This is a genomic window from Pseudomonas sp. FG86 (assembly GCF_057808775.1).
On record NZ_JBMDIS010000089.1, the window covers coordinates 1 to 25,615 of the forward strand.

Consider the following 25,615-nt stretch of genomic DNA (forward strand, 5'->3'; position numbering starts at 1 on the left):
TGCTGCGCAGCCCAACGCGGGGCAAGCCCGCTCGCCACAACAAGCCCGCTCGCCAGCTCCCACAGGTAGGATTCGCGGTTTTTTTTAGAAAGTGGTGCGTACGCCGAATTGCACGCTACGCCCCGGTGCCGGCGCGATGTCACGCAGGATCGAGCTGGCATACCGCACGGTCTGGTTGGTCAGGTTCTCACCGTTGACGAACGCCAGCCACTGGCTGCCTCCCACATTGAAGCGATACCCCGCGCTGGCGCCCAGGGTGGTGTAGCCATCGGTGCCGCTTTCGTTATCTGGCACACGGCCTTGGCCTGCGGCATGTTCCACGTCGATGCGCGCCTGCCAGCGGTCCAGTTCCCATAGCAGGCCGCTGTTCAAGCGCAGCGGTGCAATACGCGGCAAGGCTTCGCCGGTGTCGAGGTTGGTGGCGCGGGTGTAGTCGCCCGACAGTTCCAGCGCGAACTTACCGTAGGCGCTTTCGCCGAGCTTCCAGTGATCCTGGGCTTCGAAGCCGGCGAAACGGGCGCGCACGCCGGAGTATTCATACTCAGGGATGCCGCTTGCGTCTTCTTCGCCTTCGTCGTTTAGCGTACGACCCGTTCCCAGCAGCCCGATGTAGTTGGAAAAGCGGCTGTAGAACACACCGAAGCTGCCCTTGTGGGTGCCATTGTCAAAGCGCAGCGCCAGGTCGCTGGACACCGCTTTTTCTTTCTTCAGGTTGGCATCGCCCAGTTCGTAGGTGCCGGTGGCGACGTGGGCGCCATTGGCGTACAGCTCATAGAACGTCGGTGCGCGTTCGGTGTAGCCCAGGGTCGCGGCCACGGACCAGACGGGTGTGAGGGTGTAGACCGCCCCGGACGACAGGCTGCCGGCGGTGAAGTCATTGGCCTTGTCGGCATTGGCGAAGCGCGCGTTGCCTTTGGCGTCCGGGTCAACACGGGTGTGTTCCAGGCGCCCGCCGAGGCTGAGTTTCAGGCGTTCGGTGGCCTGCATGTCCTCAAGGATAAACAGCGCGCCAGCGTTGGTGTCGGTTTGCGGCACGAAGGCTTCTTCACCCAGGGCCGAGAACTCATTGCGAGTCACTTGCGCGCCGACCACGCCGTCGAACGGGCCGATTGGCTGGTGGCGCGCTTCAACCCGCGCTTCATAGCCCTTGTTCTTGAAAATCGTGCCGGTTTCACCGCCTTCGATTTCGCGGTGTTCGTAGTCGGTGTAGCCGGCGTCGAGTTTCACCGAAGTAAACGGGCCTTGCAGGTTGCGCATCTCGGAGGCGAACGCGTAGTGATCCTGCTTCATGCGGATGCGCACGTCCTGCTCGGCGGGGGAGCCGTAGTTACTGTCATAGCTGCTGTAGGACAGCCCGGCGTAACCATCGTCCCAGGTGTAGGAGCCGCCGACTGCACCGCCGTCCTGACGCCCGTCACTGTTGCCCAGGCGGCCATTTTTACCGGGGCCATCTTCGGCCTCAGGCGCATGGCGGCTGCGGGCAAAGCCTGGGATTTTCAGATCGTTGAATTCCCGCGCGTTGGCGTCCAGGTGCAGGGCGAAGGTGCCATTGCCGGCTTCCAGTTTGCCGGCGCTGCTGCGCGTGGTGTCGGCGCCGCCGTAGCGCAGTTCACCGGCACCGTGGATGCCTTCGATGGCTTCGGTGGGGATGCGGTTGTCGAAGGTATTGACTACGCCGCCGATGGCGCTGCCGCCATACAAGAGGGCGGCCGGGCCACGCACGATTTCAATGCGCTCGACATTGACCGGGTCCAGCGGCACCGCGTGGTCGTAGGACAGTGACGACGCGTCCAGCGCGCCGACGCCATTGCGCAGGAGGCGAATGCGGTCGCCGTCCTGGCCGCGAATGATCGGCCGGCTGGCACCGGGGCCAAAGTAGGACGACGACACACCCGGCTGCTTGTTCAAGGTTTCGCCGAGGCTGCCTTTTTGTTGCAGGGTCAGGTTATCGCCTTCGAGCACGGTGGTCGGCGATGCGAGTTGTTCGTTGCCCAGCGGGTTGCCGGTGATGACCTGGGGGGGCAGTTCCAGGGCGTGGGCTTCGGCGCTGATCAACAGGGCGGCGGCCAGGGGGGACAGGCGCCAGAGAGGGGAGCGGGACATCGTACATTCCTTGGCAAAACAGCAAAAAAGAGAAGGCTGAAACGGTAGTGAAAGGCTGGATTTTGGTAATTACTGTTACAATATAACATCTCTTTTTTTGCTGAAAAGGGGAACTTTTCCCAGGGGCTATATTCAATGCGGTGCTTCCACCTGTACGCCCCGTCGGCTAAGGTGCGCGGCTGTGTTTCCTCTTTTTGCAAAAGGCCCGGCATGACCGCGACAAGCAACGACCCCCTCCACGGCGTGACCCTTCAGCACGTCCTCACCACCCTGGTGGAACACTACGAATGGGCGGGCCTCGCCGAGCGCATTGATATCCGCTGCTTCAAGAGCGACCCGAGCATCAAGTCCAGCCTCACCTTCCTGCGCAAGACCCCCTGGGCGCGCGAAAAAGTCGAAGGGTTGTACGTCAAGTTGATGCGCACCAAACGCCCGCTGGACTGATGACATGAAGCGGTATGTGGCGGCAGCGGCGCTGGCCGGTTGGACAGGGTTGGCGATTCAGCAGTACCTGATTTTCTATTCGCGCTGGCAAGCCGGTGCCAGCCTGTTGGGCGGGTTGATCAACTTTTTCAGTTTCTTCACTGTGCTCACCAACACCCTGGTGGTTGTGGTGCTGAGCTATGCGCTGGTCAACCGCGAGTCTGCCGCGAAGCGGTTTTTCCATTCACCCAGGATCAGCAGCGCGATTGCCGCGAGCATCATCGTGGTGAGCCTGGCGTACAACCTGCTGCTGCGGCATTTGTGGAGCCCCACGGGCTTCCAATTCATTGCCGACGAATTGCTGCACGACGTGATGCCGGCGCTGTTTGTCATCTACTGGTGGCGTTGGGTACCCAAGGGCACCTTGCGCCTCAAGCACATTGCCGGGTGGATGATTTACCCACTGGTGTACTTCGGCTATGTGCTGCTGCGCGGGCATCTGCTCGGGCAATATCAGTACCCGTTCATTGACGTGGACACCCTCGGTTATCCACAAGTGTTTGTGAATGCCGGGGGCATCTTGGCGGGGTTCGTGCTGATCGCGTTGGTGGTGGTGGGGCTGGATAAAGTCATCAAGCCCCGCGCCTGACTCACCTACTGCGTAGCGCCTGCCGGGGCGCTGCATGCCTATTTCAAGCACCACCAGCACCTTGCGCCCGAACGGCCACGCTTCCAAGCGCTGCACTAAAGCGCCTATGGCGGTCTTTAGATTTTTATTAACTATTTAACTCTTTAGTTGATCTGTTCAGGCAGATACTGTGGTTTCCTTGCATATGTAATCTTATTCTTACATACATATCTTACACTGAAGTATTCTCATTAATCATCGTGTAGTCTTTTACTTACAGCCTATTTGTAAAGTTTTGGCAAATAGCCACAACTGTCCTACGTATCTTGATGTAACAGAGCTACGCACTTCTGCGAAACAGACGGCTTACATAGTGGCGTTGGCGGTAGAAACTTGCCTCGCTTCGAACATGCTGCTGATTTGCAATGCAAATAGTTGGAAAAAAAGTCTTGCGGTACTACTGCATGATCCAACCGTTTATCGACATGAAGTCAGAAGCGTAAACCTGTTCGGCGCTTGGATAAGTCCTGCGCACCACTTCTGCAGGGTTTCTATATGACGTTTATTGATTTGTGAGTATTGGCAAATGAAAACCAAAATGAAAACTGCGCTGTTGTCTCTCGGTCTGTTGGTGGGTTCGATGTCTGTCGCTCATGCGGCGGATGGAACGATCACGTTTACCGGGTCGGTCCACTCGGGTGCCTGCTCCATTAAGCCTGAATCCGTAGATCAGAGCATTCCGCTGGGGGCGATCGCAAAGCATCAGTTGGAATCGGGCGGCAAGTCTGAAGCCCGGCCAGTGCGCATTGAACTTGAAGGCTGCGATTTGACTGGCCTCACAGATAACACGGTGACCACGACCTTCACGGGCGCACCCTCGTCCGTTGTGCCGGGGGCGATCGGTACCATCGGTGGCGCAGGCGGCGTGGGCATCATGATGACGCATGGCAGCAAGCCTATTGAGTTGGGTGTCCCTACGACCCCGCAGGCCATTGCCGCCGGCAACAACACGTTGCAGTTCGGTGCCTATGTTCAAGGCGCCGCCACGGGTGCCATCGTCCCGGGCAGTTTCACCGCGGTAACCAATTTCACCTTGGCTTATCAGTAAGTCTTTCCCCCGTCACTTAACGGTGACGGGGGAAGTTGGCGGGAGATAACGGTGAAAACGGTGAAAACATTCATAAACCTCGCTATCACCTCTTCATTGACGTTGTTCATCAGCCCTTGCGTTTTGGCCAAGACGCCTGAGCAGGGCGCGGGCGTCGTCACGCTGGGGGGAGAGGTCATTGACTCAGCGTGCGGGCTGGAATTGGCCAGCGTCGATCAATCCATCGAAATGCCCCACGAACCCATCGGCCGGTTGCTGCGAAACACAATGGGAGCACCACACCCCTTCCAGTTGCGCCTGGTCAATTGCTCATTGACTCGCCCTGACCCGTTGCGCCCAGGCCAAACCTTGCCTGATTGGGAGCATCTGCAAGTGACATTTGACGGCCCTCCCGACAGAGACGGTCGCTCTTTTGCGGCCTCGGGTGATTCGCAGGGTATTGCTTTTCATATTTGGGATGCGACGGGACAAGAGAGTGTTCCAGGTGAGCCGATGCCTTTGAAACCGTTGATTGAAGGTGACATGACACTTCACTACACGCTTCGCCTGGTGGGCAACGGATTGCCACTGTTACCTGGAGCTCACAGTGCCGCAGTGCGGTTCAAGTTGGAATACTTTTGAACAGTGATGGGTTGCTTTCATGTTGAATGCGTCGAAGATCAAAAAAACGCTCCGTCCAAGTCTCCTTGGCGGGTTGATGTCTGTGGCGGGAACTGCATTGGGTGCCGGGGATATCGAGTTCAATACCGATGTTCTCGATCTCAGCGACCGCACTAATATTGACTTGTCTCAGTTCGCACGCAGCGGGTTTATTCTGCCAGGCACCTACTCGATGGTCGTGCAGATAAATAGCCAGCCTATTTCTGAGCAATCAGTGGCGTTTTATCCCCCCGATAATGATCCCAAAGGCAGCCAAGCCTGTTTATCGCGTGAGCTTGTTGACCAGTTGGGCCTCAAAGAGGCCGAGGTTGTCAGGCTCACATGGTGGAAAGGCGGGGAATGCCTGGATATTCAAGGCTTGCCGGGTACGCAGGTCAGTGGCGATCTAGCCTCCTCCACACTGAACATCAGCCTCCCTCAAGCCTACCTTGAGTACAGCGCCATCAATTGGGATCCGCCCTCCCGCTGGGATGATGGGGTGCCCGGGCTATTGATTGACTACAACCTGACAGCGCAATCCAGCGCCCAAAAAAATGACCGGACCAACAACTTCACTGGCAACGGAACAGTGGGGGCCAATGCCGGGGCTTGGCGCCTGAGGGCCGATTGGCAGGGGCGTATCGACAAAGACCGCGAGGAAGCGTCCAGGCATCCGCAGTTGGAATGGAGTCGCTACTACGCTTATCGCGCCATTCCTGCACTGAAGGCACGTTTGGTCCTGGGTGAGGATTACCTGTATTCGGACCTGTTTGACAGCTTCCGCTTTACCGGTGCCGCGCTCAACTCGGATGAAAGCCAACTGCCACCGAACCTGCGTGGCTATGCCCCTGAAGTGGTCGGGGTCGCCAAGACCAATGCCAGGGTCATCATCAGCCAGCAAGGGCGGGTGCTGTATGAAACGCTGGTCGCGGCGGGGCCTTTTCGCATCCAGGACTTGAATGACGCGGTGTCCGGCAGGCTGGATGTGCGGGTGGAAGAGCAGGACGGTTCGGTCCACACCTTCCAGATCGATACGGCAGGCGTTCCCTACCTGACGCGCCCCGGGCACGTCCGTTACAAACTGTCGGCTGGGCGACCGTCCAATCTCCAGTACGGCGCTGACGGCAACTTTTTCGGCAGTGGCGAGTTCTCGTGGGGCATCGCTAATGGCTGGTCGCTGTATGGCGGCAGCATCACCGATAACAATTACCGCGCGTTGTCTGTCGGGGTCGGTCGTGACCTGTTGGCATTCGGCGCCGTATCGCTGGATGCCACCCAGTCCCACGCAAGCGTTTGGAATGAAACGCTCTCGGGCAAATCCTACCGTCTTCAATACTCCAAGAACTTTGAAGAGTACGACAGCCAGATCACCTTTGCCGGCTACCGTTTTTCCGAGAAAAACTACTTGAGCATGAGCGAGTACCTGGATGCTCGTCATTACGGGAGGAACGGCGAACTCGCGGGGCTCAACGAGTTCGGCGAACGCCACGGCGATTGGCGACCTATCGGCGGTAGCAAAGCGCTCTATACGGCGACCGTTAATAAGCAGTTCCGTGATCTGGGCGCCACCGTTTATGCCAGTTACAACAAACAAACGTATTGGGAGCGGCCGGCCACTCAACGTTGGAACTTGTCGGTGTCACGCTACTTCAATGTGGGCACCGTCAAGAACATGAGCCTGGCCCTGAATATGTACCGTACTCAGGAGTACAGCTACAAGGATAACGGCATGGCGCTGACGGTCAGCTTGCCGTTGGGGCCGACCGGCACACTGTCGCTGGACGCTGGCAGAGCGGCCGGCAGTAACAGTTTTTCGACGCGCTACAGTGATCGCCTCGATGAGCGCAACAGTTACCAGCTCAGTGCCAGCGATAAGGCTGCCAGTGGTTATCTGAGTCATATCGGTGACCAGGCAGACATTGATCTTGCCGCCAGTCGACAAGAGGGCAATGCCAGCAGCCTCAGTGTGTCTGCGCGTGGCGGTGGCACGCTCACGCCTTACGGTGCGGCCCTGCATCGTACCCACAGTACGGGCGGGACCCGCCTGATGATCGATACCGCCGGTGTGCCGGATGTGCCCGTGCGCGGTTACGGCACACCGACCCGCAGCAACGCCTTCGGCAAAGCGGTCATTTCCGACATCGGCAGCTATCAGCGTACAGCCGCCAGTGTCGACCTGGAGAGCTTGCCGAGCAATGTCGAGGCGACTCAATCAGTCACGCAACTGACGCTCACCGAAGGCGCTATCGGTTATCGATCCCTGGACGTGATTTCCGGCGAGAAGGCCATGGCGGTTCTACGCCTGCCGGATGGCAGCTCACCGCCCTTCGGCGCGACGGTCAAGAACGTCAAGCAGCAGGACACCGGGATTGTGAATGACGGCGGCAATGTCTACCTGAGCGGTATTCAGGCCGGCGAGCAGATGGTCGTCAGTTGGGGGGGAAGCGAGCGATGCATCCTCACGCTTCCAGTCGTTTTGCCCGCTGATGGCTTGACCGATGCACTGCAACTGGGCTGCCAAAGAGTAGCCACTGATCAATCCTTGCCCGAGCCAGCAACGCTGACCGGGAAGCCGACCGATACGGAGAACACATCCTCATGATGCTGAACACACGCCTCACCCTACAGGCCTTCGCACTGTTGGCCCTGGGCTTGAGCCAGAGCGCCAACGCCGCTGTCGGCCTGGATCGCACCCGAGTGATTTTTGATGGCGGCAAAGATGCCACCAGCGTGAACATCACCAATAACAATACCCAGCTACCGTATTTGGCCCAGGGGTGGATTGAGGACGAAGAGGGCCAGAAAATCACCTCGCCCTTGATCGTGCTACCACCGGTACAACGCTTGGAGCCAGGCAAACAAAGTCAGGTGAAAGTTCAGGCGTTGCCGGCAGCCAAGTCGTTACCGCAGGATCGAGAGACGGTCTACTACTTCAACTTGAGGGAGATCCCCCCGCGTAGCGACAAAGCCAATACCTTGCAAATTGCGCTGCAGACCCGGATCAAATTGTTCTACCGACCGCAAGCCATTACGCCCAGCCAGCAAGACTTGTCCAACCCCTGGCAGGAAAAGCTGACCCTTACCCTCGAAGGCGAGCGTTATCAGGTGAATAACCCTACGCCTTACTACGTGACCCTGGTGGATGCGCGCAGCACCAAAGACGGCAAGACCGTGGCGGGCTTCGAGCCGCTGATGGTCCCGCCCAGAGGTACGCTGGCCTTGGGACCAACCGCCAAAGCGCTCGGCACAAGCCCCTATCTGGCTTACGTGAATGATTACGGCGGACGTCCGCTGCTGGCCTTCGCCTGCAGTGGCAACACGTGCAAAGTGAACGTGAAAGCATCACCGGCTAATGACTAGGGCCTGGCGCGGGAGAACGTCATGAAGTCGCACAATCTTAAGCGCTTGGGCGGCCTGCTACTGGCCTGCATGGCGCGCGCGCACGCCGACGGATGGGAAACCGAGGGCATGAACGGGATATTGAATATTTCCGGGGTCATGCATGAAAGCCCTTGCAGTCTGGAGATGACATCACTGCATCAAACGATTGACCTGGGGGCCGTGTCGACCAGCCAGTTGCAACGGCCTGGCGACCAGGCACCACCGGTGGCCTTTCAGCTGCGCTTTACCGACTGCCACCGCACGGCGGGCGGCATTCGCAGTGAACGTACGGGCAACCTGACCTGGAGTGCTTTTCAACCGGTGCTGTCGGTCGCGTTTTTCGCACCCGCCGATGCCGATGATCCACGGCTGGTCAAAGTGCAAGGCATCACCGGGATGGGCCTGCGATTGACCGATGCACTGGGGCGGGATGTACAGCTGGGCTCCAGGGGCGAACCTTTGTTTTTGCCCCTGGGTGGTAACACCCAGACCTGGAATGTTCAGCCCACACGTACCTCCGCTGCTTTATCCAGCGGGGCATTCAGGGCCGTGGTGGATTTCAGGCTCAATTATGACTAAGGGCAGAACGATGGCTACCTCAACCGGTCCGCGGGCCTTTCTTGTCGGTGGCAGCCTATTGTGGGCTGTCAGCCAAGGCGTGCAAGCCGACACCAATTTGACCATCCGCGCGGTCATCATCGCGCCTCCGCCGTGTGTGATTAACAACGGCAGTACGCTCAATGTGCCGTTTGGCAATGACCTGCTGACGTCTCGGGTTGACGGCGTTAACTACCGCCGGGATGTGCCTTATACCGTCAGGTGCGACTCCCCGTTCAGCAACGCGTTGACGCTGGAACTCAAGGGTACGGGGGCAGCGTTCGATAATCGTGTGCTCGTGACCCGCAAGCCGGATCTGGGGGTGAAGCTGTTCGTCAATGGTGCTGACTGGCCTCTGAATACGGCCGTGAATTTCACTTATCCGAATTTTCCAGTCATGCAGGCGGTACCCGTCAAACGTGCGGGCAGCAAACTGACGGGAGGCGCATTCGATGCGACCGCCACGCTTGTGGTCGATTACCAATGAAGTCGATTACCCATGAAGAGAAACGATCAATGACATGTTGGCAGCAGCGAGCGTTGCTCGCCTTATGGTCGCTCGGCCTTTGCAGCGGTGCGTCGGCCAACCTGACGTTCAGCGGAACGCTGAATGAGCCCCCGCCGTGCACGATTGATGCGGGCAACACGATTGAAGTCGATTTTGGCGATGTCGGGGTAAAGCGGGTCGACGGGGTGAAATATCGGAGAGGGGTGGGCTACACCATCAGTTGTGGTCCCGACACGCTTCCCTGGCAACTGAAGTTGAGTGTCAACGGTACGGCAACGGTATATGACCGCTCAGCGGTGCAGACCAGCGTGCCTGCATTGGGCATTCGGATTTATCAGAACAACCTGCCATTTCAACTCAATACGCCATTGGACATCAGCCTGTCGTCACCGCCGGTATTGGAAGTGGTGCCCGTCAAGCAGCCCGGTGCGACCCTGCCCCCCGCAAGGTTTGCAGCGGTGGCCACGTTGTTGGCTGAATACGAGTAGGAGCTGAGTCTATGCGACATGAAAGCGTTCATAGGGCTTGGCCATGTGCCGGGCTGGCGTTACTGCTGACCTTGGGCCTGATGCCCGAGGGGTATGCGGCGGACAACCTGAGCTTGAAGGGCAATCTGGTGGAACAGGCTTGCACGATCCGCCCAGGTGACGAGGCGATCGTCCTGGACCTCTGGGACGTCACCAGCAAGCACCTCTATATCAACACGCGCACACAGGGGAAGGGGTTCAAGGTCCACCTGGAGGACTGCAACACCACGATTGGCAAGACCGTCACCATCATGTTGGGCGGTCGGGAAAACACGGCGCTCCCCGGATTGTTCGCGCTGGATGGTGGAAGCGGCGCCTCGGGTATTGGGCTCGGTATAGAGACGCAGAACAACAAGCCTTTGCCCCTGAATACCGTCAGCGACGAACAGGTGCTGAGTGACGGGAGCAATGTCATCGAGCTTAAAGCCTATGTGCAAGGTGAGCCGAATGCGATCAGGGACCAAACCATTGGGCACGGTGCGTACACGGTGACCTCTACTTTTACGCTGGACTATCCGTAGCTGTGAACCGTCATTCATGGGCTGAAAATGGCCTTAGTCAAACTTCAAATCTCTTCTGGGCGGCCAAAGCATGGACAGATGTTCTGTGGGCAGCGTTTAGGTAGGGAAACGACGAGAGATCAACATGAAACGACTATATGGAGTCATGGTGCTTCTTGTTCTGACGGGTGTTGCGACAACCGTAAGGGCAACTGATTGCCGAGTGAACGGCGGGCCGTGGATATTTGTAGGGGCTGGCGGGACGCTGAACCTGCAAGTTCCCGTCACCGTCCAACTGGGGGCGGACAGAACCCGCATCATGCTTGAAGGGGCGAGGCTGGAGTGCCGGTTCTCTGGCTTTGGTGGCAGCCAACCCTGGTATACGGATTACTGGGCAACGTCGGCAAGAGTCGGTCCTGCGTGGGTGCCCGGCCCAAAATTTACCCGTGAAGGTACCGGCTTACGCATCAATGGGACCCACTACAACTCTCCGGTTCCGAACGGCATCCGAATGACGACCATGCCTAATAACGGGGTGGGTTACCCGGTCGATGTAACGCCCTATATTTTGGTACGCAACAGCCCAACGAACCCTATTGATGTTCGAATAGGGGATGTCCTCGGAGGGTTAAATCTTGAGCAGACAAACAATTATAATGCCGGCAGCGCGGCGCTTGCTCTGACCTACACCGCCGCCAACAACTTCTCCATCTCTCCCTCCACCTGCACGATCAACAATAACAATCCAATCGACATAAACTTCGGCAACGTCCACCAGCGCGCAATCGGCACGGATCCACTGACAACCACCATTCGCAGTGACCGCCGGCTCACCTATTCATGCCCGGATGGCGGCATCAACACACCGATCACCATCAGCTACAAAGGCACCCCATCGGCGTTTGATACACGGCTCCTCAGGATGACCAATCCGGACGTGGGCACTGCCCTTGTGCGTGGCGGTTCTGCGGTGCAAGTCGGCGGTTCATTCCTGACCCGTATTACCAACAGCGGGGGCGGGGACGATGTGACGTTTACGCTCGTTCGGCGAGCGGGGTCGCTGCCTGCCGCTGGAGCCATAAGTGGCAGCGGCGTACTTGTGATGGGGGTGCCGTGAGCCACGATGAGGTCAGGTATTTTTACGCTGGACTTGCGCACTTGTGAGCCTTCATTCATAGGCTGAAAACAACCTTAGTCAAACTTCAAATCCCTTCTGGGCTGCTTAAGCCCGGACAGATGTTCTGTGGACGGTGTTTGAGTATAGAAACAACGAGAGGTCAAAATGAAACGACTCTGTGGAACCACGGTGCTCCTTATGTTTATGGCGGGGGCTACGAGTGTGAGGGCTGCTGAATGCCGTGTGAATGGCGGATCTTGGCAAGTGATCGTCGGGGAACTACCCCTACAGGTCCCGGTTACAGTTACTCTGACCGCGGATCGTACGAGGATCATGTTGGAAGGTGTACGGCTTGAATGCAGATTTTCCCCAGGCTCACAAAGCCCGTCTTCGCGGCAGGACTACTGGTTAACGGGCAGCTCAACGGGGACGCCCTGGATACCTGGCATCAAATTCAGCGGCGAAGGGGCCGGTTTGCGAATCAATGGAACGTACCGAAATATGCCTATCCCGAGTGGACTAGGGGTCATCACGCTGCCTGACAACTTTATTGGTTATCCGATCGATATCACGCCTTATATTCTGGTACGCAACAGTCCGTCCAATCCGCTCGATATTCGAATAGGCGATAATCTCGGGCGCTTGCATCTCAGCGGTACCAATAACTACAACTCATCTTCATTCAGACTCAACATGACTTACACCGCCGCCAACAACTTCTCCATCTCCCCATCCACTTGCACGATCAACAATAACAATCCAATCGACATAAACTTCGGCAACGTCCACCAGCGCGCAATCGGTACCGATCCACTGACAACCACCATTCGCAGCGACCGCCGGCTCACCTATTCATGCCCGGATGGCGGCATCAACACACCGATCACCATCAGCTACAAAGGCACCCCATCGGCGTTTGATACACGGCTCCTCAGGATGAGCAACCTGGACGTGGGCACTGCCCTTGTGCGTGGCGGTTCTGCGGTGCAAGTCGGCGGTTCGTTCCTGACCCGTATTACCAACAGCGGGGGCGGGGACGATGTGACGTTTACGCTCGTTCGGCGAGCCGGGTCCCTGCCTGCCGCCGGGACCATAGGTGGGAGCGGTGTACTTGTGATGGGGGTGCCGTGACCCACGGCAAGGTCAACGCCACCAGTGATCCACGCCGGTCGCTTTGGCATTCGCATCCCCACATGTCTGTGTGAATGCCGGAGGGGCACGTTGACGGTGGTGGGGCTCGATAACGTTATCAAGCCTCACGCTTGATTCACGCTTCGTCGCTGCCGTCGGCGCGCCAATAACCGACCGCCTTGAGGTACGCTTCATCGACGTGATGGGTGTCCAGCAGCACCCGGCGTACCTGGCGCGACAGCTTGGTTTCAGTCGCGACAAAGCTGTACAGCGAGCCGCTCGGCAGGGTCAGGTTGCGCACCGTATCGAGCAGGTCATCCTGGCCGCGTATCACCCATATCACCTCCACATCGGCAGCACTGTGCAGCGCCTGTTGTTCCGCGGTGTTGTGGATTTCAATCACCGCCAGCACCTTGCGCCCGGCCGGCAATTCTTCCAGGCGTCGGCCGATCGCGGGCAGGGCGGTTTCATCGCCGATCAACAAATAACTGTCGAAGATATCCGGCACGATCATCGATCCGCGTGGCCCACCGATATATACATGTTGGCCGACTTGCGCCTGCTCGGCCCAGGTAGACGCCGGGCCATCGCCGTGCAGCACGAAGTCGATATCCAGCTCACCGATACTCAGGTCGAAACGCCGTGGCGTGTAGTCGCGCATCGCCGGTTGCGGGCCATCGCCCTTGATGTTGAAGGTCGGGCTTTCCAGCGCCGCTTGCTCGGCGGCGTTCTGCGGGAACAGCAGCTTGATGTGGTCGTCGCTGCCCAGGCTAACGAACCCTTCCAGATCAGGGCCGCCAACGGTGATGCGGCGCATGCGCGGGGTGATATCGATCACCCGCAGCACGTCGAGGCGACGGCGTTTGATCTCGTGGGTGACGCGATGGATGACGTGCGTATTCATTGAGCTTTCCCCGGGGCAGATGGGACGGCCGGGCCGTCGACAATAGCGTGGGCGGTGCCGTTGAGCAGCGCTGCGACACGAATGATTTCTTCCGCGCTCCAGCGCCCATGGTGAAGTTGCAAGGCATGGCGCAGGTTGTGCACCGCCTCGTGGATTTCGGGCGGGCGATCATGGCCGCGCAACGAACGCTTGCTGACATCGATGCGCATGCGCACGCCTTCCAGCGCGACCGCCTGTTCACTTAAAGAAAGACGACCGGCGTCGGTGATGGTGTAGCGTTTTTTTCCACCATCGGCATCGCCGGTGACTAATTCGCTTTCTTCGAGAAAGGTCAGGGTCGGGTAGATCACGCCGGGGCTGGGGCTATAGGCGCCGTCGAACAGGCCTTCGATCTGGCGGATGAGGTCGTAGCCATGGCACGGCTGCTCGGCGATCAGCGCCAGTAGCAGCAGCTTCAGGTCGCCCGGGGCAAAGACCCGCGGGCCGCGGCCACCCCGTTCGCGGCCGGGGCGTTTTTCGAAACCGTCACGACCCTCGCCGTGCTCACGATGGTGGGGGGGATGGGGGTGGTGTTCTCTCATGTTCTGTCTTCTCCGTTTTGGATAAGATAGAACTTAAGATATATCTTTTGTCGGCGTCAAGGACGGCCGACCAATGGTTGTTCGGCCGTTTCCTACCGCAATGGCAGGCAAGTCGGCAGCGCAATATCGGGCAACAGGCTTATGATCTTCAACCGGTTACTTGAACTTTTCATGAGTTGTTAGTTGCACTGTACTGCTTTTTTTAGTTTATCTGTTTGTCATCCGGTTCTGACATTCTGTTCACGTTAATTTTAAATATTCATTCTTTTTCGTATTGAAGAAAACTCACTATCCTGCCTGTTTGTCAGCGGCGTCCTGCTTATTTTTAAAAAGGAATGGTTGATTATTTTTTGGTGTTGGAAGTTTGTAAGCGCATCATCGGAGTTCAGTCACCGGTATGAACTTTCAACCACCATTTCATTATCAATGACAGGTATTCCAGCATGTTCAAGCAGTTCGCAGTTTCTCTCCCTCTGGCGGTTGCGGTATTGGGTTCATCGGCGGTGATGGCGGCCAACGATGCCAGCACCACGATCAACATCCGGGCCGATATTCCGACCAAACAATTCCATGCCCAACCTCTGGACCCTAACTTTGGTCGTGATGAGGCCATGATCTATAACACCGTCACCGAAGAGCTGAGCCAGCTGTCGACGGTGTTCACCCTCAAGAACACCGGCGGCTCCATCAATGCTTACTTGCAGGATGGCCCGGCGTCGTTGACCAACGGCACTGACGCCATTCCCCTGACCATCACCCTGGGGGCGGTGACGCTGGACGGCACATCGAAGGAAGTCGCGGCAGACGATGAATCCAACCCTGGCCTGCAAAGGACCATGGTGATCAAGGCTGCCAAACCGACCGCCACGCAAACCGGTCGCTACAGCACTGTCGCGACGGTGATCTTCGACGACGTGCCACGCACCACGTTCTGATCGCAGCTCATTAATAAGGCCAGGCCTTATTAACCGTGCCAGCCGGCCGCCACGTGCGGTCGGTTTTCAACCGGTCTGCATTCGCCTACTGAGTATTGAGTTCATGTTCCCTTTGAGACCCCTCGTGACGGCCTTGGCGCTGTGCACCTGTTCGGTCGTTATGGCCGCGCCTCATAACAACTACACTCCGCGCAGTTTGCTGTCTCAGGCGAAAGGATTGCCGAGCGAGTTCGAAGAGCACTTTTTCGATGTGCCCCTGGCGGTGCGTGTGGAGCGGGACCAGCAATTTGTCGGCGAGGCGCTGATTGTCTTGTCGCGGGATGACCGGTTGACCTTGCTGGACTTCACCGACTACAGCGACAGCGCGATTAGCGGCACCGAGCGTGACACCTGGGCCAACTACCTCAAGGGCGGTATTCCCCTGGGCAACTGTACCCAGACATGCCCCGAGCAATTACTGGCCGTGCATTACAACCTGGAAAACTCGCTGGTTTCGATCCTCACCGAAAACGCCGAGCGCGACGCCGACCTCGAACACTTTTACGCCCTGCCCGAGGGCGGCAGCAGCGGCCTGATCATCAACAAGCAATTGAACCTCAATGGCGGGCAGAACCAGGACCTGGGCGGGCGTTTCGGTGTTGAAGCCAGCAGCAGCCTGGGGAACTGGAGCCATACCCTGAACCTGCAACTGGCTCGCCTGGGCGGGCCGGACACCCAGCTTTATCACGCCTTGTATTCCCTGTATGCCCAGCGTGAGTACGAGGGCCAGTTTCTGCGCGTGGGTTACTTCACGCCCAGCTCCGAAGGCCTCAATCGCCAGCCCCGTTCCTTCGGGGCCGCGCCGGATGTGGCCGTCGGGGTGATGGTCGGCAGTTCCGACAGCCTGGCGATCAACAACCCCAAGCCCAGCGTGTACCCGATCTATGTCACCTCCAACCGCCAGGGCTCGGTGGAGATCTATCGCAACGGTTTGCTGATTAACACCCAGCAAGTGGCCGCGGGTTTGCAGACGATCGATACCCGGCCGTTGCCCGGTGGCATCTATGAAGTGGAAGTGCGCCTGGTCGAAGACGGCCAGGTGACGTCCACCACCCAAGAGTTGGTGTACAAGCCCAACAACTGGGGGAACCACGACGAACGCTGGCGCTATAACCTGTTTGCCGGTCGCGAGAGCACGCTGTTCAACAACTGGGAGCAGCGTGACAAGGGCGACATGACCGCCGGTGCCTCGCTCAACTACCTGGCACACCCACGCGTGGTGCTCGGGCTGTCGGGTCGCCAGGTGCAGGACCGCATGCAACTCGGCAGCTCCATCGACTGGAGCCTGGCCAACAGTGCCAGCCTGTACGCCAACGTCTACCAGACCCAGCAATACGGCACCGGCATGGATGTGCAGGCGCTCTACAGCTATGGCATGGGCAGTGTGATTGCCAGTCACAACCGCAGTTGGCTGGACACGCGCAACACCTACGAAACCCTGCCGGACGGTACGCGGCTGCGACTGCGGCGCACGTTTGTCGGCCAGACCAGCACCTCGTCGCTGTCGGTCAACCATCGCCTGGGCCGGGACGATTCCCTGAATGCCAGGCTGTCCCACAGCCAGGGCAATGTCGAGGGCGTCGGCCTGGACCTGGGGTGGACCCGCCACGACACGCTGTTGGGCAGTGATGCCAACTGGCGCTTGTCGTTGTTCGATCGGCCCTCCAGCGAAAGCACCGGCGACAAACGTAATCGCGGGGTCGACCTGACGCTCAACCTGGCGCTCGGTGGCCCGGGCGAAAGCTGGTCCGGCAGCATCGGCTCACGCACCGGCCGCGAAGGCCAGCGCGATAACAATGCCTCGCTCACCTACCGCAAGGACCTCACTGGCCACGTGCTGCAAAGTGTCTCGGCGACCGCACTGGCCGACGTGTATGGCATGGGCATGTCCGGCATGACCAGCTTCCATGGCGACGCGTTCCATGGCGATGCCTTTGCCCAGCGCTCGTCCTACAACGGTGACTTGACCGGTGGTCTGAACCTCAACACGACCTTGGCCGTGGGCGCTCAAAAGATGGTCCTGACCAGTCAGCACCATGGCAGTGGCGCGGGGATGATCGTGGACGTTGAGTCTGATCTCGATGACATCACGCTGCGCGCCGACGACTTGAACGGCGGCAGCATGGCCCTGCGACCGGGGCGTAACTTCGTGCCCATCACGGCTTACAAGAGCAGCTCGGTGAGCTTCGACTTCGAGGGCAACCACCCGCCGGCAGCCACCATCCAGCCGGCCCGTACCGCCTACCACCTGAACAAGGGGGGCGTGGTCTACCGCAAGATCAATGTGATGAAAACCGTGACCGTGCTCGGCCGCCTGGTGGACCCCCAGGGCCAGCCGCTCAAGGGCCACCACCTCATCAATCACGCCAGTCGCGGAGTGAGTGAGGTCGACGGGTTCTTCTCCATGGAGATGAACGCTGGCTCCCCCACCCTGGAAGTCCGCCGTGGAACTGACCTGCTGTGCCAGTTCCGACTGGATGTGCACAAGCATCGCAGCGAAAACGATGTGCTGATGATCGGTGACCTGTATTGCACGCCGGACACCCTGGCCGATGCCTCATTCGCCCGGCAGAAATCGGGTTGACCCTTTCGCGGAGAAAAAATCATGAAAGTAGTAGCAGTCATCTTGGGCATGCTGCTGTACGCCCTGAATGTTCAGGCGGGTCCGGCCATCAATGTCGGCGTGGTGTACGACTACCTGGACGGCGACAAAAGTACCTACCTCAAGCGCATCTTCAATGGCGGCTCCAGCACTGCATTTGTGAAGGTCGAGGTGTTGGAAATTGTCTATGACGAGCAGGGGGTGGGCCGCGAAGTGGCACTCAAGTCACAGGCCGGGGTCAGCGCCCGCGACGGCCTGATGGCCAGCCCTGCCAGGCTGATCATCCCGGTCAACGGCATGCAGGGCACGCGGCTGTTGTACTTGGGCGCGCGTAGCAAAGAGCGCTATTTCCGGGTGCGCTACATTCCTGTGGTGCCGGAAAAAGAGGATGCCTTCGCGGTCTCCGAAGAAGAGCGCGAGGTGTACCAGAACACCTTGCAGGCCGGCGTCAGCGTGTTGGCCGGCTACGGCACGGTGTTTTTCGTACGGCCCCAGGACACGCGTTTTGATACACGTATTGATGACGACAAAGGGCGGTACGCCATCCGCAACAACGGCAACAGCGTGATCCTGGTCGATGAGTTCAAGAGCTGTGTCGTCGGCAAGCCCGAGGATTGCCATCCCACCACCAAGAACCATGTACTGCCGGGGCGTACGTTCTCGTTCATCAAGGAAGCGGGGCGTGAGTACCGCTTCAAACTGGTGGAAGGCCTGTCGCAGAAAAACCAGGCGGTGAAAGGATGAGTCGTTCGCTGTGTCCGTACCGTCCCACTCGAAGCTACCTGCGCCTGAGGTGGCGGGTGATCGCCTGGTGTGTCCTCAGCCTGCCCAGCTTCTCGGCGTTCGCGGCCCGTGAAGAAACGGAGTTCCATGTCACGGTCAGTATTCCCACCAGCGACTTCTATGTGCTGCCGGTCGACTCCGGGTTTCTTGAGCGTGAGCAGGTCATGCACTACAACCCGGTGACCGAACGGTTGAGCGCCCTGCGTGCCGACTTCGACGTCAAGAACGTGCTGGGCGGCATCACGGCGCGCCTGGGGTTTGTGCCGACACTGTTCAACGGGCACGACTCGATCAGCCTGAATATCACCTTCAACGGGGAGTCGCTGACGCTCACCGACACCCTGGTGGTGCCTGAAAACGACGCCAGGGCCGGCAAGCGGGTGCCGCTGGTCATCGCTGCGCAAGTGCCGGACGACGGTTATCGCGCGGGCCAGTATTTCGGCAGCGTGCAGATCATTTTTGATGCGTTGCGCCCGTGAGCAAGGTGCAGCGCTTGAGCCCTTCAAAAGCGAGTAAACCTATGCAAGTGAAACTCAACGTGCTGGGCCTATGGATGGCTGGGCTGCTGTCGGGATTGTCCGGGCCAGCCATGGCCGCCACCGTGGATATCCTGGCCTCCTTCAGGCCGGACCCGTCTCAGCCGGCGCGCAATGTTTTTAAAAACGAGACGCCGCCGGGTAACAGTTATTGCGGCTGGGCGCCGCAGTATTGCAGCGAGGCGCGCTACAGCATCGGTTTGCCAATCAAGTTCAATATGGCCTCGGCGATTCAGCCGGGCGGTGATGATCGTCAGCATATTTTGTTTCATGCGCCAACCGAGCGTAGAACTATCACCGTCGTGCACGATGAAACAGGGGAGACCGAAACCCTTCAACTGCGCATTTCTGGCATCGGCATGGCCATGCGCTGGACGCTTCCCGATATGGTTTGGGAACCCAGCCCAGTTCCGCCGGCACCGTGCAGATCCAGCGGCGTGGCGGTAGGGGGCGTTGGGTTCTACGGGTTTACCTGGTTGCTGCCGGAAGGCGTCAGGGGCTGTGGAATGAGGTCTACTTCACTTATGCCGGCAGGGAAGCTGTGGTTTGACGGCTTTGGGTTTACCTACGAACTGGTAACGCCCAACCCCCTGGGTATGAGAGCGGGTATATATCGCGGGCAGCAGGTGTTCAGCGTGGGCCCCTACAAGGACTTCGACATGGGCGACGTGATGTTGCCCAGCGATGATCAGGTCACGCTGAATTTTATTCTCTCGGTCGATCACGTCCTCAAAGTCGAAATTCCACCGGGCGGCGATCGCATCGAGCTGTTGCCCCAAGGTGGCTGGCAAGGCTGGGTCAACCAAGGACGCAAGCCGACGCGTTTGTTCAGGGACCAAACTTTCAATTTTCATTCCACTTCGCGCTTCAAGATGGGCCTTGAATGCCAGCACTTTGAAGCGGGGGACAACACCTGTCGGATACGAGACGCTGCCTCGGGGCGTTCGGTGCCGTTACAGGTCGGGGTGACCATGCCCCACGGCATCGTCGATGCGGTGGGGCAGCCGATCAATCGCCGCCCCCTGCGGCTGGATGGCACGGGCACGCAGTTGCTGCTTTCGACGATGTTTGTGAACCGCAAGCCCGGCACCCTGCATTTCGAAGTGGCTCGCGATGACGTAGAGAAAATGTTGCACCCCAATGAGGCCAACACTTACGAAGGCCGCGTCACCGTGATCTGGGATTCAGAAGTCTGAACCGGTGCAAGAAATCGCTCATCGCCGGGCGGGTGTCGATGACGCAGCCGTGCGAATCAGACCGGCGGCTGGGACGGGCCAGGCTTCGTCAAATCAATGGGCACTCCAAGTCCCAGGCGGTGAACGCGCTCGGCAACAGTCGGAATGGACATCTTGAACGTGCCGTCGTTATTCACGTATTTCATCCAGGACGATGCGTGGATACCCTGATCAAGGGCAAATTGCCGGGCTGCCGTTCTGTTCTGGTATTGCGGTTGAAGCACCAATTGATACCAGTCTTGATAGTGCTTGTCGGTGATCCTGGTGAAAAAATCGTTGGAAGGTTTCGCCAGTCTTATCATCCGGTCCTCGCCAAGCCTGGTCAGCTTGCCCTTGCCGACGTACGCGCCCCAATTCATTGGGCTGATGTTATGCGTTTTCATAAAGGCCGCCGCCGCGTCCTTGGTGGGCTGCTTCATGTTTAGCCATGCCATGAAAAGCTCGTCTGTCAGCGGTGCAAACTGCTTGGGATTGAGCCGCGCCTTGCCCAAGTCAGTGATCGTGCCGCCTGACTTCACGACTTTGTTCCATGTGCTGAGCGGGATATTGCGCGCTCTGAAAAAGCCGGCCGGGTCCAGGGTGGTTATCGGGTTGGGCAACGCCGCATTGGCTTTGAGGTAGGCGTCCCATTCACTCAGGGCGGTGAAGACGTTGCTGTCGGTTTTCGGCCCTCCACCGGGTAGGCGCTGCCAGGTGTCCAGTTCCCAATACTTGTTTGGCAGGCGCCGCAACCTGAACGGGGTCACGCCGCCTGAGGGGGTGAGCACGGGGGCGACCACGCCATTACCGTCATAGAGGTTGAACGTATTCTGAATGCGCAACACCTGCTCCTTGCCCTTTTCACCCACGCTGCGAACCAGAAAGGTGTTCGGCGTGCCGGGCACGCGATAGATACCTGTGCCTTCGGCCAATTCTGCACCGGCCGGGATGCCACCCTTCACCAGCAGGCGGGCGCTTTCTTGTTGGAAGTCTGCCTGGTATTTGAGCAGGTCCGGCCGCAGCGTGTTTCTCGTCGGCCGCATTAGCATGGGCAGCGGCTTGATACCCAGCCCGGTCGTTCGCGTCACCCCGGCGACCGTGTTGGTGACCTTGGCGAGCTCAAACAGCATCTGCGCGCGCGGCCCGCGACGCACCACGAGCCCTGCCACGGTTTGCCCCAGGCTGCGCAAGGCATGGACCGTGGTGTGTCCCACCCGGCCGACGAACCGGGTGGCCGAAGAGGCCAGTTGCCCACTCCAGGGGAGCCCGCCCAGCACGGTCGCCGCCACTTCGATGCCGAACAGCACCTTGTTGAGGGTCGCCTGGGACTCCAGCTCCTGGTTGGTCACGCTTTGCGTGTCGGTTTTGTCCAGCAGGTAGAGGTAGTTCTGCCGGTAAAGCCCGGCCAGCAGATCACCTGAGTGCGCGGCCAGGCGCTGATTGAGCAGGCGTGTGTTTGTCGGTAAACGTGCCCGAAGATAATCCAGCCAGGTCGCCCCCTGCATCAGCCGCACCAGTTCGGCCTCGTCGGCGAGTTCCCTGAGTTCCACGCCGTCGGGGGCATGCGGGGTATACAACACCCGCATGTCATCGACGGCAGTGGAGAGAATCAGCACGCCGTTCACGGTTTGCCCGCCGCGGCCTTCGGGGGCGTCACTGGCCGGGTTGAACATCAGCGCATTGGCGATCACTGCCTGCCCGTCGACCCGTGGGCGTGCCGCCGGGTGTGCAGAGGCCAGCACTGCCGCCATCCAGGTGGCGGCTTTCTTCTGGCTGGGGTCACTGGGCGTTTTTGTGACGTAGGCATAGGGATTCAACCGCGCCGACAGGGCCGCGTAGTCCAGGACAGATGCCTGGCTCGTGATCCAGGCGTGTTTCAGGGCCAGGGCTTCGGCTGTCGCGGCCTCTGGCGCGAGGTATGTCTTGAGTACGTTTTGCGTGTATTGGTGGCCAACATTCAGGTCCTTGACCCATTGCTCAAGGCGTTCTTTATCCAGGGTGATGGGGTGCCCCTTGGCATCGCGTACCCAGAGCCCCTGGGAGGTGGTCAGTGTGGCTTCCAGCGCGTCGCTTTCGGCCCAAGTGAGGCTCTTTTCCCAGGGTTTGTTGTTTTTCAACAACAGGTCGGTCAGGCTCATTTGGCTGCTCTTGGCGCTTTCATGCATAGAGCCAAAACCGCCTCCGGAACTGACCCGTGTGCGGGTAGTACGGATGACCAGGGTCATGTCCGGGTCGATGCCGTGTGCGGGGTAGTCCTGGCCTTTTTCGACCAGGAAGGCGCGTATCTTCGACAGCACCTGTTGCTTGGCATACTCGGCCAATGTGGGAATCAGCGCTTTCCAGTGCTTGGTCAGTTCGTCCTGTTTGTCCTGGGTGGTGTCAGCCTGGTCTTGCAGGGCTTTCCGGTCTGCCGGGCTCAAGTGCTTTTCCCAGGCTGGCCGCCAGTGCTCCCTCAACAGCCGGTTGCGTGCCATGAACGGCCCGGCCATGTCCACCAGTTCGACCAGCTCCGCGCGGCCATTTTTTTCGCTATCCGGTTTATCCGCGGTCAGCGTCGCGGGGTCATTGCTTTCGGGCGCCGGCTCATCCTCGGTCAAGCCCAGAATGGTCTCTATGTCGGACTGCTGTTTGTCGAGCAACGCTTGGATGCTGTCGGCCACAAATTCGTCGGCTATCGGCGTAAAGGTCGTGCTCAGGTCGTTTCCCCACAGCCCTTTTTTCTCATCCTGCACCCACAGCGGCAGGCCACTGGCGCATAACCTGCCGGCGTCATCGCCGCCGTTGATGCGGGCTTTCAGCGTGTCGTACAGGGCTTGCAGGGACGCATACTCTTCAAAGCCCATGTCCGGGGTATACAACACCACCGCGCCAACGCCAGCCGTTTGGGCACTGAGGTTTTTGTGCCCCTGGGGCCAGTGGGGGGCGTCCGGGCGGGACCCGTCATGGCGGGTCAGGACGAAGCTGCCGGCCATACGCGCGGCCTCTGCACGGCCAGTGTCGACCGTCACCTGATAGACGCCGGGACGGTTCCCGTGGCTGAAGCTGGCTTCACGCCGGGCCTGGGTCGGGTAGCGCACGACGCGATCAATCATCAGTTTGGCCAGCGGGCTCAGGGTATTGTCGGCCACGCGCAGGCGCGCCTGGACATCCAGGGCCTGGCGCTGGACATCGATCAGCCTGGCCTGTGGGCTGAGCAGCTCAGGCGCGATGGGCGTACGCCAGTACCGGGTGATCTGCTCGGCCAACTGCGCCTGGAGCGTTTGAGCCAGGTCCCGCACTGTGCCGGCGTGGGCTATCTGTTCGTTTTCGCTGAACGCGGTCGGGCTGCTGAAGACGCTTTCGGCGAAGGTGTCGACGGAGGCCGCGCCGTCTTCCTGGGCGGCTTGAACCTCGCCCTCGTCCGTTTCCAGCGCGGTGTTTTCCCAAAGCAAGGCGGCGCACACCGCCTCAAGCACTGTGCGGGACGATTCAAAATGGCGCAGGCCAGCGCTGTCGGTGCGGTAGCGGTTGACATACAGGCTGCTCAGCCCGGTGTCGGCGGGCAGCTGTGGAAAGGTCTCCTTGAGCAACGACGCCAGTACGCTGGGCAGCGAGGGATGTCGGTGCTTGTCCAGCACCTGGTCGAGCTGTTGGTTGACGGAGTTCCATTGCTGTATCAGATGAGCCTGGTGTTCAGCGACCGGCATGGTGAGCGGGATGGGGGAGGCCCGTGTCAGGTCGAGTGGTGCGGGCAGGCGGGCGATCAAGCCCGGGTGGCCCTTGAGCGGGAGTGCCAGGCTGGCACGTACGTTGGCGGCCAAGGTTTCGAAGGGGGCGGGGGATGCACTGAAGGCCTGGTCGATATCAGCTTCTTGCTGCAGACGCTGGGCCTGCAGGCACGTACTGAATACCTGCCCGGTGATCGGTGTGTAGGTCAATTTCTGCTCACGGCCTAACACGTCGTTAGCCGCGGAGCGTTCGCTGGCGGCAATGTTGGCGAGCAGCAGGGGCCTTTCGGCGCGTCTCACCAGGCGTAGGCGCAAGGCGTTTTCCATGGCGGCGAAATGCTCGAAAAACTCAACCCCGAATTGCGGGGTATACAGGACGCTCGGCCGCGCCCCGTGAAGGCGCTCGGTCAGCACGAAGCAGCCATTGAGGGGCACGGACCAGTCAGCCCGGTCCGTCGAACTCAGCGTGATACCGAGCGTGAGCGGCGGTGTGGCGTTGTTCGTGGTCTCATGGAGCACGCGGTTTTCGATCAATTGCCGGCCTTCGGTCAGCACCCACAGGTGTGACCGGGCGGTGGCGACGGCCGCCTGGGCTTGAACATCCGCAGGCTTTTTCTCCAGGAACTGCTCGGCGTGTGTGACCTGTTGGCGGGCATCGTGCAGCGTCAGGTCCGCCTCAAGCGTAAACAGCATCCGCTGCTGTTGACTGATGGCCTCCAAGACGCTCAGCGCGCCGGTGCTTGCATGGGGCGACGACCAGAATGCTGCGAGCTTGCGCACGTACAACATCTGGCAGTTGAGTTGCAGGTCGCTCATCAATTGATTGACTGCCGCGACGTCCAATGCGGTTATTTCGTGGTTGCGGCCAGTGTCGTGGGCACTTGGATAGAACCCGACGGCTGGGTTGACGACGCCGGCTTGCGGCTCTTTGGCAAGCGCGATCGGCAGATTCCGGGTGGCGATCGTCTCCTGAAGCACCTGTGTCAGGTTGCGTGTGCGGATAATGCGGGGCGCGCGTGCGGTGCTGGCTTGATTTGCCTGCGACGGCGTGTCGTCAACAGACTCGTTGAGAAACACCGCATCGGGGTTCGGCGGGCTGGCGGGTACCAGGGTTGCCAATGCCTGGCGCAGTTCGCTGGCCATGACTGTCGCCAAGTCCGGCTGGGCATCCAGCAGGTGCTCGATGGCGGTGACACAGGCTGGCAGACGCTGCAGCAGGTCTTCGGTGGAAGGCTGAGGGTGTGAAGGCATGACTTGGGTTTCCTGTCGCGATGGGGGATCGGTGCGGGCCGGTGTCAGGGATGAGCGGGCCACGCGCGAATGCCCACACTAATGGTCGTCGAGCGGGCGGCGGGCCTATATAACGACCACGTAGAGGCCGATCCGGGCACTGCAGAGCGGCGATCACTAGGCGGTGGGCAGGCGGGTCTTTTGGAGTGCGCAGGGCTGGTCAACGAGCACAGCGCGGCGTTGCCGAGCGCTCGCGCCTGCCATGGGCATAGGTATAGGTATCTACACAACGTTGGCTCAACGCTGAACGCCCGGCCGATAGGGCTGTTGTGGCGAGCGGGCTTGTCCCGCGTTGGGCTGCGCAGCCCCCCAAAACCAGCCTCTACAGAGTGTCTGATACACCGCGTTCTTCTTTACTGGGG

At 59.5% G+C, this 25,615-nt stretch carries 21 protein-coding genes; 17 read left to right on the forward strand and 4 right to left on the reverse strand.

The window, feature by feature from the left end:
* Nucleotides 1-84 precede the first annotated feature (84 nt).
* Nucleotides 85-2,103 carry a TonB-dependent receptor gene (locus tag ACODSV_RS30655; RefSeq protein ID WP_150095205.1) on the reverse strand — a complete coding sequence of 673 codons (2,019 nt, stop codon included), beginning with the start codon at nucleotides 2,101-2,103 and terminating at the stop codon, nucleotides 85-87.
* A gap of 210 nt (nucleotides 2,104-2,313) precedes the next feature.
* Here ACODSV_RS30655 and ACODSV_RS30660 point away from each other — a divergent pair, with 210 nt between their 5' ends.
* From ACODSV_RS30660 to ACODSV_RS30715, 12 genes are all read left to right on the forward strand, one after another.
* Nucleotides 2,314-2,547 (forward strand): VF530 family protein, encoded by a 234-nt coding sequence (locus tag ACODSV_RS30660; RefSeq protein WP_024073644.1) that lies wholly within the window; start codon nucleotides 2,314-2,316, stop codon nucleotides 2,545-2,547.
* 4 nt (nucleotides 2,548-2,551) lie between these two features.
* Nucleotides 2,552-3,175 carry a Pr6Pr family membrane protein gene (locus ACODSV_RS30665; RefSeq protein WP_150054982.1) on the forward strand — a complete coding sequence of 208 codons (624 nt, stop codon included), beginning with the start codon at nucleotides 2,552-2,554 and terminating at the stop codon, nucleotides 3,173-3,175.
* A 577-nt stretch (nucleotides 3,176-3,752) separates the two neighbouring features.
* Entirely contained in the window at nucleotides 3,753-4,262 is a 510-nt protein-coding gene (locus ACODSV_RS30670) for a fimbrial protein (protein ID WP_150054983.1), read from the forward strand.
* Between the two features lie 60 nt (nucleotides 4,263-4,322).
* Complete coding sequence (locus ACODSV_RS30675; RefSeq protein ID WP_150054989.1) at nucleotides 4,323-4,883, forward strand: fimbrial protein; 561 nt, start codon at nucleotides 4,323-4,325, stop codon at nucleotides 4,881-4,883.
* A gap of 19 nt (nucleotides 4,884-4,902) precedes the next feature.
* Nucleotides 4,903-7,503: an outer membrane usher protein gene (locus tag ACODSV_RS30680; RefSeq protein ID WP_150054984.1), complete on the forward strand. Its 2,601-nt coding sequence runs from the start codon at nucleotides 4,903-4,905 to the stop codon at nucleotides 7,501-7,503.
* A complete protein-coding gene (locus ACODSV_RS30685; RefSeq protein WP_150054985.1) occupies nucleotides 7,500-8,261 on the forward strand; it encodes a fimbria/pilus periplasmic chaperone in 762 nt (253 codons plus the stop codon). The genes ACODSV_RS30680 and ACODSV_RS30685 overlap by 4 nt, the downstream gene beginning before the upstream one ends.
* Nucleotides 8,262-8,282: 21 nt before the next feature.
* Nucleotides 8,283-8,861: a fimbrial protein gene (locus ACODSV_RS30690; RefSeq protein ID WP_150054986.1), complete on the forward strand. Its 579-nt coding sequence runs from the start codon at nucleotides 8,283-8,285 to the stop codon at nucleotides 8,859-8,861.
* A gap of 10 nt (nucleotides 8,862-8,871) precedes the next feature.
* Nucleotides 8,872-9,366 (forward strand): fimbrial protein, encoded by a 495-nt coding sequence (locus ACODSV_RS30695; RefSeq protein ID WP_150054987.1) that lies wholly within the window; start codon nucleotides 8,872-8,874, stop codon nucleotides 9,364-9,366.
* A gap of 29 nt (nucleotides 9,367-9,395) precedes the next feature.
* Nucleotides 9,396-9,875, forward strand: a complete 480-nt coding sequence (locus tag ACODSV_RS30700) for a fimbrial protein (protein WP_150054990.1) — start codon at nucleotides 9,396-9,398, stop codon at nucleotides 9,873-9,875.
* 11 nt (nucleotides 9,876-9,886) lie between these two features.
* On the forward strand, nucleotides 9,887-10,435 hold the full coding sequence (locus ACODSV_RS30705; protein WP_150095204.1) for a fimbrial protein: 549 nt from the start codon (nucleotides 9,887-9,889) through the stop codon (nucleotides 10,433-10,435).
* Between the two features lie 124 nt (nucleotides 10,436-10,559).
* Nucleotides 10,560-11,531, forward strand: coding sequence for a fimbrial protein (locus ACODSV_RS30710; protein ID WP_454843891.1), 972 nt, complete (start codon nucleotides 10,560-10,562; stop codon nucleotides 11,529-11,531).
* 165 nt (nucleotides 11,532-11,696) lie between these two features.
* A complete protein-coding gene (locus ACODSV_RS30715; RefSeq protein WP_454843890.1) occupies nucleotides 11,697-12,662 on the forward strand; it encodes a fimbrial protein in 966 nt (321 codons plus the stop codon).
* Nucleotides 12,663-12,798: 136 nt separating this feature from the next.
* On the opposite strand, the gene ACODSV_RS30720 is transcribed toward ACODSV_RS30715, so the two are convergent.
* Nucleotides 12,799-13,566, reverse strand: coding sequence for a siderophore-interacting protein (locus ACODSV_RS30720; RefSeq protein WP_150055528.1), 768 nt, complete (start codon nucleotides 13,564-13,566; stop codon nucleotides 12,799-12,801).
* Entirely contained in the window at nucleotides 13,563-14,147 is a 585-nt protein-coding gene (locus ACODSV_RS30725) for a PadR family transcriptional regulator (RefSeq protein WP_150055527.1), read from the reverse strand. The genes ACODSV_RS30720 and ACODSV_RS30725 overlap by 4 nt, the downstream gene beginning before the upstream one ends.
* A gap of 443 nt (nucleotides 14,148-14,590) precedes the next feature.
* Here ACODSV_RS30725 and ACODSV_RS30730 point away from each other — a divergent pair, with 443 nt between their 5' ends.
* The 5 genes from ACODSV_RS30730 (at nucleotide 14,591) to ACODSV_RS30750 (ending at nucleotide 20,238) form a co-directional block, all read left to right on the forward strand.
* Entirely contained in the window at nucleotides 14,591-15,082 is a 492-nt protein-coding gene (locus tag ACODSV_RS30730; protein ID WP_150055526.1) for a CS1 type fimbrial major subunit, read from the forward strand.
* 103 nt (nucleotides 15,083-15,185) lie between these two features.
* Nucleotides 15,186-17,705, forward strand: a complete 2,520-nt coding sequence (locus tag ACODSV_RS30735) for a TcfC E-set like domain-containing protein (protein ID WP_150055525.1) — start codon at nucleotides 15,186-15,188, stop codon at nucleotides 17,703-17,705.
* A gap of 21 nt (nucleotides 17,706-17,726) precedes the next feature.
* Nucleotides 17,727-18,467: a molecular chaperone gene (locus ACODSV_RS30740; protein WP_150055524.1), complete on the forward strand. Its 741-nt coding sequence runs from the start codon at nucleotides 17,727-17,729 to the stop codon at nucleotides 18,465-18,467.
* The gene (locus ACODSV_RS30745; protein WP_150055523.1) at nucleotides 18,464-18,985 is read left to right on the forward strand and encodes a CS1 type fimbrial major subunit; all 522 of its coding nucleotides are present in this window, start codon (nucleotides 18,464-18,466) and stop codon (nucleotides 18,983-18,985) included. Before ACODSV_RS30740 ends, ACODSV_RS30745 begins: the two co-directional genes overlap by 4 nt.
* A 41-nt stretch (nucleotides 18,986-19,026) precedes the next feature.
* Complete coding sequence (locus ACODSV_RS30750) at nucleotides 19,027-20,238, forward strand: hypothetical protein (RefSeq protein ID WP_150095238.1); 1,212 nt, start codon at nucleotides 19,027-19,029, stop codon at nucleotides 20,236-20,238.
* 56 nt (nucleotides 20,239-20,294) lie between these two features.
* Here ACODSV_RS30750 and ACODSV_RS30755 read toward each other — a convergent pair whose 3' ends face one another.
* Nucleotides 20,295-25,214: a hypothetical protein gene (locus ACODSV_RS30755; RefSeq protein ID WP_150095239.1), complete on the reverse strand. Its 4,920-nt coding sequence runs from the start codon at nucleotides 25,212-25,214 to the stop codon at nucleotides 20,295-20,297.
* Nucleotides 25,215-25,615 lie beyond the last annotated feature (401 nt).